The sequence below is a fragment of the uncultured Planktosalinus sp. genome (assembly GCF_963973675.1).
Classification (GTDB): domain Bacteria; phylum Bacteroidota; class Bacteroidia; order Flavobacteriales; family Flavobacteriaceae; genus Planktosalinus.
The window spans coordinates 1-13,792 of sequence record NZ_CAXBAN010000015.1; the positions used below are offsets into that span (position 1 = coordinate 1).

Genomic DNA, 13,792 nt, shown 5'->3' on the forward strand with positions numbered 1-13,792 from the left:
GAGATTCCCGCCTTCGCGGGAATGTTTTAGGCCGCGTAGTTCAACTGAATAGAATATCAGATTTCGGCTCTGAGGGTTGGGGGTTTGAATCCCTCCGCGGTCACTACAAGCAGAAAGTCCGCTCTGGTAAGAGCGGATTTTTTTGTTTTATGAAGCGATGGAAAGCCAAAGCTTTCCAATCTTGCAGTAATATTAAAAAACCGACGGCGATTAACGGCGGACTTTCTATTTGCAAAGGGGAGCGTCAAGGGAACACCGTAGGTAATCCCTTTTTTACTATAAATATTAATTAAAACGCCAAGTTTACTGAGTTTTTTTGTTTGCAACATTTTCAAAGCAGAGTTTTGAAGAATCACAAAAGGTAATTCATGTACTAATCATGTTTAAGCTGAATTACTTAATAGCTACTAACGCTCTTTTTCATAGAACTATTTTTTGTAATTTTATTGTAAGCTATACAAAAAAGTATTTTCTTCGTAAAAAAAATATTAATGGATAAAATTTTAGGCATAGGGTCAAGAATTAACCATTCTTCTTACGGAAAAGGAGTAGTGACAAACGTCACCTCAAAAATGTATTGGGTCACCTTTTTGGAAAATGGTTTGGAAACCATTCCGGTCAACGATGATTTTGAAGTCATAGAAGCAGTGGAAGACGAAGTAGACACCGTAAGTTTTTCTGAAGTGGAAGAATCACTCAGAGACATCCTGAAACGATGGAGCGACATCACTGAAGTGGTTCCCATAGCCGATAAATGGCGCAGCGGTACAATGATTCTTCAGCCTAAAGATAAAACCCTTTCTTCAAAAGAAGTACCCATCGATACCTTTTTTAATAAAATAGTGATGTTACGGGACCGCCTGCGTGTAATGGAGCAAAAAATAAACGCTTCCAAAGACCTCGATGCTGATCTTAAAATTGATTTGCAACAATACATCACACGTTGCTACGGAAGCTTAACCACTTTCAATATTTTGTTTAAAAACAGTTCGCAAAACTTTGTGGGAGACTCCTCTAAAAGAGATTAGCGCCCTTTTCATTTTCTGCTATTTCAGGACGGGTCGGACGGGTCATCCTAAGGAGATACTTAATAGATACTTAATAGATGGTGTATGGATAGTGTATGGAAACTATATGAACGCCCATGTTTTTAAGTTTCCAAAATAAAAGAATACGATTTTCTTCTGGCTAGCGTTAATGAATGAAACTCCGGCAATGGATTCCTTTTCTTTTATGTTACAGTTTCTTGCCCCTGAAGACAACCAGAACTGGCTTGCGCCTTATGCTTATGGTATTGTCTTTCTAGGCATATTTTTGTTTCTCTTCAGGGTTTTTGAGCATCATTACACCCTTTACTTTGATAAGCCTTTACTTAGGCATTATTTTGTTTACAGAAAATTAAACACCACCCAAAAAAGTGTTTTACGCTCAGAATTTTCATTTTACAATAAATTATCCAAAAAACATAAACGCCAATTTGAACATCGTGTAGCGACCTTTATTAAAACCAAACATTTCATTGGAAGAGATGGCTTTCATGTTGATGATATCCAAAAAGTATTAATTTCTGCAGTGGGTTGTATGCTAAGTTTTGGAAGGAAAAATTACAACTATGGACTAATAGAATCTGTTCTAGTCTATCCGGGAGAATTTTATAGCAAGGCAAACGATGCCTATCACAAAGGTGAATTCAATCCAAAACACAAAGTACTGGCCCTTTCGTGGGAAGATTTTGAAAAAGGATATGAAATCACAAATGATAATCTGAATCTGGGCATTCACGAGTTTATGCACGCCATGCAACTGGAAGCAATGACGGGTAAAGATCCTGATTCTGCACGATTTATGAAACATTTTAAAAACATCCTGAAACGCTTAACAAACCAGGAGTTGAAGGATAAGCTTGATAACACACGGTTTTTCAGGGCTTATGCGTTTACAAACCAATATGAATTTATGGCTGTGTTGGCAGAGTATTTTTTTGAATCACCCACAGATCTCAAACAGCATTTTCCAGAACTTTATAAATTCAAAAAGAAAATGCTGAATTTCAATTTTGCAGATTATTGATTTTTATTCAAGTACCTGTGTAGGATAAAACGAAAAATAAACCCAACAATTAAAAGTATTAATCCTGAGATAATGATATTCCACTCAAGTGAAACAGCCATTGATAAAACAGCCTATAAGCCCTAAAATAGGTGTCCATTGAGGGTATAAACGCTTAGATTTGTCTTGTTTGAACGCCGCAATATTGGTAATACTGTAATAAAACAAAATAGTAAAAGCTGCTGAAGCAAGGACAAAAGTAAAGGTTCCGAAAAAGGTTAGTAAACCAATAACAATTGAGTTAAACAAGTTGGCTACTAAGGGAACTTTATTTTTTTTCGCTAATTTTTTGAAAAATGGGAAAGAAATCAGTGTTGCGGCCCATAGCAAAAAGCATCCGGCTGATGCCTAGAATCTGACTGAACAAAACCCCCAACATAGCTGTGTAGGCACCCAATGCAATGATGGTCTCAAATAAAGGAGATTGCAGTTCAGCAGCAACCAATTGTAATTGCGCCTTTCTTTTTGCCATAGCCTCAAAACCTATGACACCTATTCCAGTTATTGAAACCAGCCCGTAAAGTATCCCTGTAGTAACAATAGTAATAATGATTGTTTTTGGGGTCTTTAACTTCTTCAGATAGGGTAGCTATGCGTGCGTAGCCTGTAAAGGCAAAAACAAGAGGGCTCAATAAACGGTTGCCTTAGTCATAAGTTCCGCCGGCATATGGAAATTGTGCAGCAAGCTGAGCAAAACTTAAGGCGTTGCAAGTAGCAATACTCCCTGCGATAAAAAGACCAATTAAAAACACCGGGCTGGAAATGTCGACCGCTACACCGGTGACCACAAAAACACCGGCACCAATGATAGCCCCCAAACCAACACCAACGACATCTGCCAATCCTAAATTGCGAACTAACTGCTTATAAGGATTTTTCATTTAATTGATTTTTTATACAACTTTATTAAACTGCTTTAGAGTTAAATGTTTTTTGAAACGATATGATTTACAATTTGCTTGGCGTGTATCACAGAATTTTCAATAAACCACAAATGCGTATCCATCCCACCACAAATCACGCCGGCTAGGTAAAGTCCGGGGAGATTGGTTTCCATCGTCTGTTCATTGTAGGTTGGGTAGTATTTGCCGTCTTTTGAGAGCTTAACACCCAGTTTTTCCAAAAACTCAAAATTGGGGCGGTAACCGGTCAGAGCAATGACATAATTGTTGGGCAGGGTCACCTTGCCTTTTTGGGTGCTGATAGTAACTTCATTTTCTTTAATTTCTTCCAGTTCAGATTCAAAATAGGCCTTGATGCTACCTTCTGCAATGCGGTTTTCTATATCAGGTTTCACCCAGTATTTCACACGGTCACCAATGCCTTTCCCGCGCACAACCATAGTTACCTCACCGCCTTTTCGCCAGATTTCCAGGGCGGCATCCACTGCAGAATTGCTTGCTCCCACCACAATCACTTTTTGCATGGTGTAGAAATGGGCTTCTTTGTAGTAGTGGCTTACTTTGGGCAAGTTTTCTCCGGAAACGTTCAATAGTTTTGGGATGTCATAAAAACCGGTAGCAACAATCAGGTGGGTTGCTTTATAAGTTGTTTTCTCAGATAGTATTGTAAAAACACCCTCATTTTTTTCAACTGAAAGCACTTTTTCAAATAACCGGATATGAAGGTTGTTGCCGGTGGCAACACGTCGATAGTACTCCAACGCTTCAATGCGTTTGGGTTTGGGGTTGACACTCATAAAGGGGATGTCATCAATCTCCAACTTTTCGGAAGTGGAGAAGAAGGTCATATCCAATGGGTAGTTGTAAAGCGAGTTAACCAGGGTGCCTTTTTCCAACACCACATAGCTGAGGTTTGCTTTTTTACATTCCAGCGCGCAGGCAATGCCAATGGGACCGGCGCCGATAATGAGGACGTCATAATACCTGACATTACCCATTCACTTGACTGTTTAGGGATTTTATGGTGTTTAAAGGATTCTCAGAACGAAACACAAAACTCCCAGCCACCAGTACATCTGCGCCAGCTTCAACTAATTTTGAAGCATTTTCATCGGTAACACCACCGTCTATTTCAATTTTGGTTGAAGCACCGTTTCTCTTAATAATTTCCTTGAGTTGCTTTACTTTTTTGTAAGTGTTTTTAATAAAAATTTGCCCGCCAAATCCGGGGTTGACACTCATTAAGCAAACCAGGTCAATGTCGTTGATGGTGTCTTCCAGCAACGAAACATTGGTGTGCGGGTTTAGTGCCACACCTGCTTGCATGCCTTCGGCTTTGATGGCTTGCAGCGTTCTATGAAGATGGTTGCAAGCTTCGTAATGCACGGTCAAGATGTTTGCACCTAAATCTGCAAATGTCTTGATGTAACGGTCGGGATCCACTATCATCAAGTGTACATCAATGGTTTTTTTAGCGTGTTTGGTGATGGCTTGCAGAACAGGCATGCCAAAAGAAATGTTGGGGACAAATACCCCGTCCATAATATCGATATGAAACCAGTGTGCTTCGCTTTGGTTGATTAGTTCGATGTCGCGTTGCAGGTTGGCAAAATCGGCGGCGAGGATGGAGGGGGCTATTTTGATGCTCATGTTAAGATTGTTTTTACAAAGATATTAAAGTTATGTAGAAGAGTACTTGTTGTTGTCTATTATAAGACATATTAGCCAAAACTAAATATGTTATGAGCATCTATCTGCACCTTCTGCGCTATCTGCGGGAGAAAAATAATCGCTTAGTTGCCCGTTGTGCAGGAAAAGATTAACTTGACTTTGGATTGTGAGTGGAGAAGAATAATTAAAACTTTGGAATTTTTGATTTAAAAGATTTCTGCCTTTGCGGAAATAATAAAAAATCCCCGGTAATCAGCCGGGGATTCATTCATCAATCAAAAAACGAACAGTTAGTGATAACTGTTTGTTATCTTAATAGGGCAATAATAATACCAATAATAGTATTTGAATAAATTACCCTAAATAGGTTTTCATTATTTTACTTCTTGAAGTGTGTTTTAATCGTCTGATTGCTTTTTCTTTAATCTGACGCACACGCTCTCTGGTTAAATCAAAAGTTTCTCCAATTTCTTCAAGGGTCATAGGGTGCTGATCACCCAAACCAAAATACAAACGGATGACATCTGCTTCACGAGGAGTGAGAGTTTCCAAAGCACGTTCTATCTCGGTACGCAAAGACTCGTGTAATAAGTTTTTGTCAGGATTTGGTGATTCACCACTTCGTAAAACATCATATAGGTTTGAATCTTCACCTTCTACAAGAGGTGCATCCATAGAGACGTGACGGCCAGAGTTTTTCATTGACTCTTTTACGTCATTGATAGTCATATCCAATTCTTTTGCGATTTCTTCAGCTGAAGGTGGGCGCTCATGCGATTGCTCTAAAAAAGCAAATGTTTTATTGATTTTGTTGATGGAACCAATTTTATTTAAAGGCAAACGAACAATTCTTGACTGTTCTGCCAGTGCCTGAAGTATGGATTGACGAATCCACCAAACGGCATATGAAATGAATTTAAAACCACGTGTTTCATCAAAACGTTGTGCAGCTTTTATGAGACCTAAGTTTCCTTCATTGATTAAATCAGGAAGGGTTAATCCTTGGTTTTGGTATTGTTTTGCAACCGAAACAACAAATCGTAAATTGGCTTTGGTCAATTTCTCCAATGCGCGCTGGTCGCCTTTTTTAATTCTTTGTGCTAATTCAACTTCTTCGTCTGCGGTGATTAAGTCAACTTTTCCTATTTCTTGTAGATATTTGTCTAAGGATGCGGTTTCTCTGTTGGTAACCTGCTTGGTAATTTTGAGCTGTCTCATGTAACTTGTTTACAGTTTAAAAAGACTTGTCACAAAATACTTTGTTTACTTATTTAGATCGATCGGGTTCACTCTATATTACTACCGACTAAGAGTAAAACCCTTGCTTCTCCGGAAGCGTCTTTTCAGTAAATGCTATTTTGTAACAAGTCTTAAATAGTGATTTTATAATCTTCTTCTTATGGTTATACGTCAGAAGAAGAGAAAATGTTACAGGAAGTACGAAATAATTTCAAACTGTTAGAATATTTTATAGGTCAATCCGGTGAAAACCCCAATGACAAAAGGATTATCACCGTTTGACCTGCTGCTAATTTTTGTAAAGTTGTATTTTAAAGTAGGGTTTAGTTCTATCATAAAATAGTCAGAGATTGTATAATATGCTCCCACACCTATATTAAAACTTAATCTTGTTGCAATCAGGTTTTTTGAATTACCAATTTTAAGCCTTTTTTCTTGATCATTTTGAACATACAAATGATCTTTATTGAGTAAATAAGTGCTAAAACCACCAAGTGTGTGAACTCCTAATCGTTTATCAATAAGTTTATAGTGTAATAATAGCGGCATTTCAATATATTCAATTTGATGTAGTAAGTCAGTTTGATTCTCTCCATCCAGGAAGTTTGAAATCTCAGCACTTGTAGTTGTATTTCCGAAGGATCTATCAGTATAGCTTAAAATTCTAGTTATTTCAATTTCATCTGAAGACGGAACGTTTTGAGTCTCATAACTAAACGCTGATTTATTTGCTCCATAACTAACTGTAAATTTGTTTGAAAGCTCAAAACGAATCGCTAAACCATAAGAAAAATCAAGTGTACCTTCCCTATTGTATGTGTCAAGTCGTGAATCAATAATTGACCCTCTATTGAAAGAATTGAGGTAAGAAGTACCCCCTGTTAATGTAAGTGCCCATTTTTTTGATTCAATGTTATTAATTGTTTGCTCGTTACTATTAGTACTGTCTTTTTGAATGCGCTCTCTTTTTTGTTTAGTGACGTTTTTTGGAATGTTCATTTTGAGGTTCTTTGTCTTATTTAAAGTATCAGAAACTTGATCTTGAATTATAGTATCTGAAATATCCGTTTTAGATGTTGTTGTATTTTCAGTAAGTTCTTTCTTTGATGATTGAGTATATTCTTCATTTTTAAGTGTTACATTTTTTGTTTTAGAACTTTTATTCGTTTTAGTGTCTACTTTATTTTTAAACTGTTCAGAAAATATTTTTTGAGGAGACTTATTACTTTCCTGAGTCAATTTGTCTGTATTTATTTTTTCTAAATTTTCTTGATTGGAAATGTTTTCCTGATCAGTAGTATTCCCAACTTGTTTGGTAATATTTTGAGTTTCAGTCATCGAATTGGTTGGACTGAGTTTATTTTTTAAATCACTATTTGGGGAAGTATTTACAATGTTAGATGGATTGTAATTTGTATAATAGTAGGTAGAAAGTCCTATAGCAGCAATTATAAATAATAAAAAAAGCAGGGCTCTTCTTTTCCTTTTTCTCTTCTGAAGGCTTGTGTCAATTTTATCCCAAAGCGAATCTTTCGGTGATATTTCAACACTCTTAAATCGTTTTTTTATGAGCTTTCCTATGTCTTCTTTATTTCTCATTCTTGATTGGTTTATAATTTAAAACCAGCTTTTAAAATATATTTCTTCAGTAGTGCTTTTGCACGGTGTAAATTAGATTTTGATGTCCCTTCTGAAATGGATAACATTTTTGAAATTTCTTTATGGGAATATTCATCAAGTTGGTAGAGACTAAAAACAATCCTATATTGATCTGGCAATTTCTGTATTAACTTGAGTAGAGTTTCAAAAGGAATGTTTATTTTATCTTCTTCAATTGAGGTGTCTTCTAAAAGAGCTTCTTTTATTTCAGTTGATACGGTTGATTTCCCTTTTTTATATTTATCAATGGCTTTATTTATAGTGATTCGTTTTAACCAACCTTCAAAAGAGCCTTTGTTTTTAAATGATTTTATGGTATTAAAAATTGAAATGAAGGCGTCATGCAGATTGTCTTCAGCATCTTGATTATTCCGGCAATATTTTAAAGACACCAAATAAAGAACCGCTTTATATCGATTGTAGAGTTCTTTTTGTGCATTCCTGTCGTTTTTCTTACAGGCCTTTATTAATTCTTCTAAATTCAAATAGTTTAACTTTTACCTCTGCTTTCCTTTATTAAAAGCTGGTTTAAAATATATAATTTTTTAATGTTAAAAGGATCGAACAGGTCTTACCTTGTGTGAACTTAGTTTACTTGAAAATATTTTTCTCTCACCGATAATTGCGTTGTCACTAATATCAAAAACAAAGGTTCTAAGATAGAGGAGGGTGCAATCTTCTTGAGTATTTGGCCAACCTTCTGTAGAACTTGAATATACAGCAAATTCGTCTGAAAAATTTCCGATAAGATCGCGATGTTCGTAAACAAGTTCCAATTCATTTATAGAAGGTAAAAACCAATCGTCAAACCCATTCATATCTATTTCAAAACAAAGCTTTGCCGCAAAATGTTCGTCATCACAATAAGTTACAATTGCCAAGGTGTTTTGTTCGCCAAAACCTATTCCTTCATTCAGTGCCAGAGGTTCTTCATTTCCTGTACATCCCCATTCAGTCTCTTATCTTGTTGCAATGCAATCAATCCACTCTCCCCGGTTTCATCGAGGTAAAAAATAATACCTCCTTGGTGTTCATCTCCAATAGATAGATTTACTGCATCATCATCACTTGAACAAGAAATTGTGGTAAAAATAACAGCAAGTAATATAAATAAGATATTTTTCATTTTAGTTGAATGTATCGTTTATTAAAAAATTAATTACAAGGAATTGCTTCAATATTAAAAGAGCCAAAGCCTGTAGTTGTACCCGTTAGCATATCCAAAGATTTGAAATAAATAGTTTGTGGATTTTCAATGTTGTTATAAGATGTTGAGGATATTTGGTTACTACCGGTTTGTGCATCCTCCAAAGTTTCATAAAATGAAAATTCAAGGGGGTGATTGGCGCTATTTCCATAATTATACCCAAAACACAATACATATTGCTGTAGAGCGAAATTTGCCGTTCCTTCACTGCCTTCTATTTCACAAAGAGTATAATTTTCCTCAAAGCAAGGAAGCTCACAGTCTTTACCGATTGAAAGGGTTTGACCTTCTGCAGTAAGTGTCATGAGTTCATCTGAACTATAATCCAGTTCCCATTCAAAGTTAAAAGCCTCGGCTACAACACCTTCATCAATGAAATGCATATTTATGTATAACTGATCTTCTATAAAGTAAGTGGTCCAGGTTCCAAAATAAACATTTGTGGTATGGTAGAGGTTGAATGTACCGTCAGTATTATTTCTAAAATAGGCCCCTTCAAAGGAAGTGTTGCTGAAAGCAGTGATTACCCAGGCGCATTGTAATTCACAAAGGGTTTGGTTGCAATTACCAATAATTTCTTCTTTAAGACAATTCTCAATGGCTTCCTTTAGCTCACTGTTGGTATTGATTTCAATCCAATCACCACTGGTTGTTGTGCCGCTCATTGGGAAACTTAAACTAATGGACTCGTCTGCTTCGAGATTTTCCAAAAGAAATATGAATTCTTCGTTGTTGTTGACACCTTCAACCCGAAGGAATTCCTGGTTGCCATCAAAAACAAAGATGGGAAATGAATAGTTGAATTGAATACAAGATATGCCTTCATCAGACTCCGGTTCCACGACTCGTTTCATAAGGTGGTATAATTCTGAATCCACTAATATATAATCTGTTGTATAACCAATTTCATCAACAGGCTCATTTTCACATGCCAAAAAAGGGAGAATCAATAGTAAGACTATTAGCTTTCTATAATTTTTCATAATAAAACAATTAAACTTTCAAAAGACTTCTTTCCTTAATAGTCTTGACTTTTTAAAAAGGTTGCGTACAAATCAAAAAAAAACACCTCTAAAAATTTAGAGGTGCTTCTATAAGTAATTTGAGAGAAAGATTAGTCCCTTCTCGGTTTGCGATCTCTGTCATTTCTTCCTCTGGAATCTCTTCCACGGTCATTTCTATCGTTACGATCACGAGGAGGTCTTTCAGTATAGCCTTCAGGTTTTGGTAACAAGGCTTTGCGCGAAACTTTTTCCTTACGTGTTCTTGGGTCTACGCCAAAGTATTTCACTTCAAATTCGTCACCCATATTCACAACGTCTGAAACATTTTCGGTGCGTTCCCACGCCAATTCTGAAACGTGTAACAACACTTCATTTCCGGGAGCGTCAAGATATTCTACCACAGCACCAAAGTCAAGCATTTTAATCACTTTTACTTTATAAGTTCCACCTACTTCGGGCTTAAACATCAAGGAATCAATTTTTGCTAAAACAGCATCAATGCCTTCCTGGCTTGTTCCAAGAATTTCCACAATACCTTCTTCAGTAACCGGGTCTTCATTGATTACAATAGTCGTTTTTGTAGTTTTTTGTAATTCTTGAATTACTTTTCCACCGGGTCCTATCAATGCACCTATGAATTCATTAGGTATGATTCTAGTAATGATTTTTGGAGCGTGTGGTTTTACATCAGCATTAGGTGCAGGAATGGTTTCGATTAGTTTCTCCAAAATATGTAAACGACCATCACGAGCTTGTTTTAGAGCGTTCACTAAAATTTCGTAAGGCATTCCTTTTACTTTAATATCCATTTGGCAGGCAGTGATACCCTCTGCCGTTCCTGTTACTTTAAAGTCCATATCACCCAGGTGGTCTTCATCACCAAGAATATCTGAAAGAACTGCATAACGGTCACCATCAGAAATCAATCCCATAGCAATACCGGACACCGGTTTTTTCATTTGGATACCAGCATCCATCAATGCCATTGTCCCGGCGCAAACTGTTGCCATTGAAGATGAACCGTTTGATTCCAATACTTCAGAGACAATTCTTACAGTGTATGGACACTCATCAGGGATCATTCCTTTTAAAGCGCGTTGAGCCAAGTTTCCGTGACCAATTTCACGGCGAGAGGTTCCCCTGATTGGGTAAGCTTCACCGGTACAAAAAGGAGGGAAGTTATAGTGTAAGTAGAAGTTTTCTTCGCCTTGATGGGTGGGCATATCAATCATATTGGACTCTCTGGAAGTTCCTAAAGTTACTGTAGCTAACGCCTGAGTTTCCCCACGGGTAAAAATAGCAGAACCGTGAACAGAAGGTAGATAGTCAATCTCACACCATATAGGGCGTATGTCTGTTGTTTTTCTACCGTCTAGTCGTATACCTTCGGCAAGTGTTAATTCCCTTACCGCTTCTTTTTCAACTTTATTGAAGTAGGCTTTAATTAAACCTTGACTTTCTTCCAGCTCTTCCTCGGTAAACAAAGCCATCACTTCGTCCTTAACAGCTGAAAAAGCTTCACCACGTTCTCTTTTGCCGTGACCTCCTTTGGCGATGTCATATATTTTTTGGTAGGCTGCTTCACGTACTTTAGCTTCAATAGCCTCGTCGCTTTTTGCGGGTTCATATTCCCTAACCGGTTTTTTACCGAAGGCTTCAGCCAATCTGATTTGAGCTGCACATTGTACTTTAATGGCTTCGTGAGCAAATTTAATGGCCTCTGCCATTTCTTCTTCTGAAATTTCTTTCATTTCACCTTCCACCATCATCACAGAATCTGCAGAAGCACCAATAATCATATCGATATCAGACTCCAGCAACTGGCTGCGGCTTGGGTTCAATATAAACTCGCCATTGATTCTACCCACACGGGCTTCAGAAATGGCGCATTCAAAAGGGATGTCAGACAATTGAATGGCTGCAGAAGCGGCCAATCCGGCAAGTGCATCGGGCATGACTTCTTCGTCGTGAGACATCAATTGAATCATCACCTGAGTTTCGGTTTTGTAATCTGAAGGGAAAAGCGGACGTAAAACACGGTCAACAATTCGCATTGTTAATACTTCGCCATCACTGGGTCTCGCTTCTCTTTTGAAGAAACCGCCGGGATAACGACCTGCAGCGGCAAATTTTTCCCTGTAATCAACTGTCAATGGAAAGAAATCCATCGTACTTTCTTTGTAAGATGAAACTACGGTACAAAGTAACATAGTGTCTCCCATTTGCACAACAACAGACCCATGGGCTTGTTTTGCTAATTTTCCGGTTTCGATAGAAATTGTTCTACCATCACCAAGGTCTATAACCTCTTTGTAAACTTTTGGTATCATAATAAATTATAAATAAACAAACAATAGTGTTTGCTTGGTTAAACAATGGTCGTTGTGTTGTGTAGTAGTGTTGACCAATGAAAAACTAAAGGTGTAGCTTTTTCAGAAACTGCCTGTGGCAGGTATTATAAAAAAATGGGGCATAAAGCCCCATTTAATATTATTTTCTTAATCCTAATTCTTTTACGATAGCACGGTATCTGATGATATCTTTTTTCATAAGATAATCTAACAGAGATCTTCTTTTACCTACCAGTTTTACCAAAGAACGTTCTGTGTTGTAATCGTGAATGTTCTTTTTGAGGTGTTGTGATAAATGCTCAATGCGCGCAGTGAATAAAGCTATTTGCCCTTCAGCTGACCCGGTATCTGTTTTAGATTTACCGTGTTTTTCAAAAATTTTTGTTTTGTCTTCTTTAGTTGGATACATGCCAATATTATTTAAATGATTTTTATGTATTGATTTACCACTTTGGTAATCAGTCGGCAAAAGTAATGAAAATTATTTGTTTATATAAATATTTGGAAAGCAATTTTTTAAAATAAAAATTGAATTTTGGAGTTATAAGATTAACAAATCTAAACAAATAAACTTATGAACGTATCACTTTTTAAATCCAAGTTTTTAATTTTTTTATGCTTCAGTGTTTTGTTTTTTTCCTGTAGTAAAAACGATACTGACAATGAGACGCCGGAATTTTCACAGGAGAATACACAAAGAGCTGCAGAAGTTGATGAAGTATTTGAAGGCACACTTAATATTATGGAAACTGCTTATGCTGAAGAAGAAGAGGGTAGGACAAACAGTTTTTTCCCTCCTTGTGCTGTATTTACCATCTCACAACAAGGTGAAAATTTTGAACTTATTATTGATTTTGGAGAGGGTTGTACTTTACCAAACGGAGCTTTTGTCACCGGCAAGGTACTACTAACATATGGTCCTATACAAAATAACACGCGCATTATTGATTATTCATTTGACGAATATTCTTATAATGAGCACCCTGTTTCAGGAGGGGGTCAAATAGAGCGACTTTTTGAAAATCAAAATGGCAACCCTCAGTCCACTGTTAATGAAACCATAACTGTTGGCTTTCCTGATTCCAGCATTACTGCGACCCGTTCGGGGTTTCGCGTTGCGGAATGGGTAGAAGGAGTAGGTTCAGGAACCTGGCTTGATAATGTTTTCCATATCACGGGAAACTGGGACACGTTATTTTCAAATGGTTTTAACAGGATAGGAGAAGTAGTGGAAACCCTTGTTAAAAAAGCAAATTGCGCTATAGTGGTAAGCGGAAACATTGAAATCACTCAAGAAGGCCATTTTGCTTTACTAGATTATGGAGATGGTACCTGCGATAATATTGTTACGCTCATCCATAACGGGATAGAATATACCATCATAATTGGGTAAAACTTCCGTTATAATACTTACAAAAAAAGCTGTATGATACCATACAGCTTTTTTTGATTTGTGAATATCTTTTTGATTTAAGCAGATTTCCGGATGGGACGGTTTAAAATCAAATCCAGATAAAGGTTAATACTTTTCTTAAGATCCTTTCTGTGGGAGATAAAGTCAAGAAAACCGTGCTCAAGCAAAAATTCTGCTGTTTGGAAACCATCTGGAAGTTCTTTTCCAGTAGTATCTCTAACCACCCTGGGGCCTGC

15 protein-coding genes, 1 tRNA gene and 1 pseudogene are annotated in these 13,792 nt (G+C 37.0%); 4 read left to right on the forward strand and 13 right to left on the reverse strand.

The annotated features are described in order from the left end of the window. Positions 1-29 precede the first annotated feature (29 nt). The 3 genes from AACY61_RS01215 to AACY61_RS01225 all read left to right on the forward strand — a co-directional run bounded on the left by AACY61_RS01215 (position 30) and on the right by AACY61_RS01225 (position 2,070). Positions 30-103: transfer RNA gene (locus AACY61_RS01215), tRNA-Arg, on the forward strand. Positions 104-491: 388 nt separating this feature from the next. Continuing rightward, positions 492-1,028: a hypothetical protein gene (locus AACY61_RS01220; RefSeq protein WP_339609396.1), complete on the forward strand. Its 537-nt coding sequence runs from the start codon at positions 492-494 to the stop codon at positions 1,026-1,028. 169 nt (positions 1,029-1,197) lie between these two features. Beyond that, positions 1,198-2,070 (forward strand): zinc-dependent peptidase, encoded by an 873-nt coding sequence (locus tag AACY61_RS01225; protein ID WP_339609398.1) that lies wholly within the window; start codon positions 1,198-1,200, stop codon positions 2,068-2,070. A 307-nt stretch (positions 2,071-2,377) separates the two neighbouring features. Here the strand turns inward: AACY61_RS01225 and AACY61_RS01230 are convergent, their stop codons facing one another. The 12 genes from AACY61_RS01230 to rpsO form a co-directional block, all read right to left on the reverse strand. Then, positions 2,378-2,689 (reverse strand): amino acid permease, encoded by a 312-nt coding sequence (locus tag AACY61_RS01230; RefSeq protein WP_339609424.1) that lies wholly within the window; start codon positions 2,687-2,689, stop codon positions 2,378-2,380. A gap of 64 nt (positions 2,690-2,753) precedes the next feature. Beyond that, positions 2,754-2,990 carry a hypothetical protein gene (locus AACY61_RS01235; RefSeq protein WP_339609400.1) on the reverse strand — a complete coding sequence of 79 codons (237 nt, stop codon included), beginning with the start codon at positions 2,988-2,990 and terminating at the stop codon, positions 2,754-2,756. Positions 2,991-3,031: 41 nt separating this feature from the next. Then, positions 3,032-4,009, reverse strand: coding sequence for a YpdA family putative bacillithiol disulfide reductase (locus AACY61_RS01240; RefSeq protein WP_339609402.1), 978 nt, complete (start codon positions 4,007-4,009; stop codon positions 3,032-3,034). Then, positions 4,002-4,661: a ribulose-phosphate 3-epimerase gene (gene rpe, locus AACY61_RS01245; RefSeq protein ID WP_339609404.1), complete on the reverse strand. Its 660-nt coding sequence runs from the start codon at positions 4,659-4,661 to the stop codon at positions 4,002-4,004. The genes AACY61_RS01240 and rpe overlap by 8 nt, the downstream gene beginning before the upstream one ends. Positions 4,662-5,036: 375 nt before the next feature. Next, positions 5,037-5,900, reverse strand: coding sequence for a sigma-70 family RNA polymerase sigma factor (locus AACY61_RS01250; protein ID WP_339609406.1), 864 nt, complete (start codon positions 5,898-5,900; stop codon positions 5,037-5,039). A gap of 240 nt (positions 5,901-6,140) precedes the next feature. Next, a complete protein-coding gene (locus tag AACY61_RS01255; RefSeq protein WP_339609408.1) occupies positions 6,141-7,520 on the reverse strand; it encodes a hypothetical protein in 1,380 nt (459 codons plus the stop codon). Positions 7,521-7,531: 11 nt separating this feature from the next. Then, the gene (locus AACY61_RS01260) at positions 7,532-8,065 is read right to left on the reverse strand and encodes an RNA polymerase sigma factor (RefSeq protein WP_339609410.1); all 534 of its coding nucleotides are present in this window, start codon (positions 8,063-8,065) and stop codon (positions 7,532-7,534) included. Positions 8,066-8,131: 66 nt separating this feature from the next. Next, the gene (locus tag AACY61_RS01265) at positions 8,132-8,461 is read right to left on the reverse strand and encodes a hypothetical protein (RefSeq protein WP_339609412.1); all 330 of its coding nucleotides are present in this window, start codon (positions 8,459-8,461) and stop codon (positions 8,132-8,134) included. Positions 8,462-8,493: 32 nt separating this feature from the next. Beyond that, positions 8,494-8,706: a hypothetical protein gene (locus AACY61_RS01270; protein WP_339609414.1), complete on the reverse strand. Its 213-nt coding sequence runs from the start codon at positions 8,704-8,706 to the stop codon at positions 8,494-8,496. A gap of 29 nt (positions 8,707-8,735) precedes the next feature. Continuing rightward, positions 8,736-9,770 carry a hypothetical protein gene (locus AACY61_RS01275; RefSeq protein WP_339609416.1) on the reverse strand — a complete coding sequence of 345 codons (1,035 nt, stop codon included), beginning with the start codon at positions 9,768-9,770 and terminating at the stop codon, positions 8,736-8,738. A gap of 131 nt (positions 9,771-9,901) precedes the next feature. Continuing rightward, complete coding sequence (locus AACY61_RS01280) at positions 9,902-12,121, reverse strand: polyribonucleotide nucleotidyltransferase (RefSeq protein WP_339609418.1); 2,220 nt, start codon at positions 12,119-12,121, stop codon at positions 9,902-9,904. A gap of 160 nt (positions 12,122-12,281) precedes the next feature. After that, on the reverse strand, positions 12,282-12,551 hold the full coding sequence (gene rpsO / locus AACY61_RS01285) for a 30S ribosomal protein S15 (RefSeq protein WP_339609420.1): 270 nt from the start codon (positions 12,549-12,551) through the stop codon (positions 12,282-12,284). A gap of 165 nt (positions 12,552-12,716) precedes the next feature. Between rpsO and AACY61_RS01290 the strand changes: the two genes are divergently transcribed. Then, positions 12,717-13,535, forward strand: a complete 819-nt coding sequence (locus tag AACY61_RS01290; protein WP_339609422.1) for a hypothetical protein — start codon at positions 12,717-12,719, stop codon at positions 13,533-13,535. A gap of 77 nt (positions 13,536-13,612) precedes the next feature. Here AACY61_RS01290 and AACY61_RS01295 read toward each other — a convergent pair. Next, a pseudogene (locus AACY61_RS01295) lies at positions 13,613-13,792 on the reverse strand (acetyl-CoA carboxylase carboxyl transferase subunit beta); the annotation flags it as partial.

Excerpts from the sequence above, each read along its gene's own strand:
- rpe (WP_339609404.1), bottom strand. The coding sequence starts at position 4,661 with ATGAGCATCAAAATAGCCCCCTCCATCCTCGCCGCCGATTTTGCCAAC.
- AACY61_RS01250 (WP_339609406.1), bottom strand. The coding sequence starts at position 5,900 with ATGAGACAGCTCAAAATTACCAAGCAGGTTACCAACAGAGAAACCGCA.
- AACY61_RS01220 (WP_339609396.1), top strand. The coding sequence starts at position 492 with ATGGATAAAATTTTAGGCATAGGGTCAAGAATTAACCATTCTTCTTAC.
- AACY61_RS01255 (WP_339609408.1), bottom strand. The coding sequence starts at position 7,520 with ATGAGAAATAAAGAAGACATAGGAAAGCTCATAAAAAAACGATTTAAG.
- AACY61_RS01280 (WP_339609418.1), bottom strand. The coding sequence starts at position 12,121 with ATGATACCAAAAGTTTACAAAGAGGTTATAGACCTTGGTGATGGTAGA.
- AACY61_RS01275 (WP_339609416.1), bottom strand. The coding sequence starts at position 9,770 with ATGAAAAATTATAGAAAGCTAATAGTCTTACTATTGATTCTCCCTTTT.
- AACY61_RS01240 (WP_339609402.1), bottom strand. The coding sequence starts at position 4,009 with ATGGGTAATGTCAGGTATTATGACGTCCTCATTATCGGCGCCGGTCCC.
- AACY61_RS01270 (WP_339609414.1), bottom strand. The coding sequence starts at position 8,706 with ATGAAAAATATCTTATTTATATTACTTGCTGTTATTTTTACCACAATT.
- AACY61_RS01225 (WP_339609398.1), top strand. The coding sequence starts at position 1,198 with ATGAATGAAACTCCGGCAATGGATTCCTTTTCTTTTATGTTACAGTTT.
- AACY61_RS01235 (WP_339609400.1), bottom strand. The coding sequence starts at position 2,990 with ATGAAAAATCCTTATAAGCAGTTAGTTCGCAATTTAGGATTGGCAGAT.
- rpsO (WP_339609420.1), bottom strand. The coding sequence starts at position 12,551 with ATGTATCCAACTAAAGAAGACAAAACAAAAATTTTTGAAAAACACGGT.
- AACY61_RS01290 (WP_339609422.1), top strand. The coding sequence starts at position 12,717 with ATGAACGTATCACTTTTTAAATCCAAGTTTTTAATTTTTTTATGCTTC.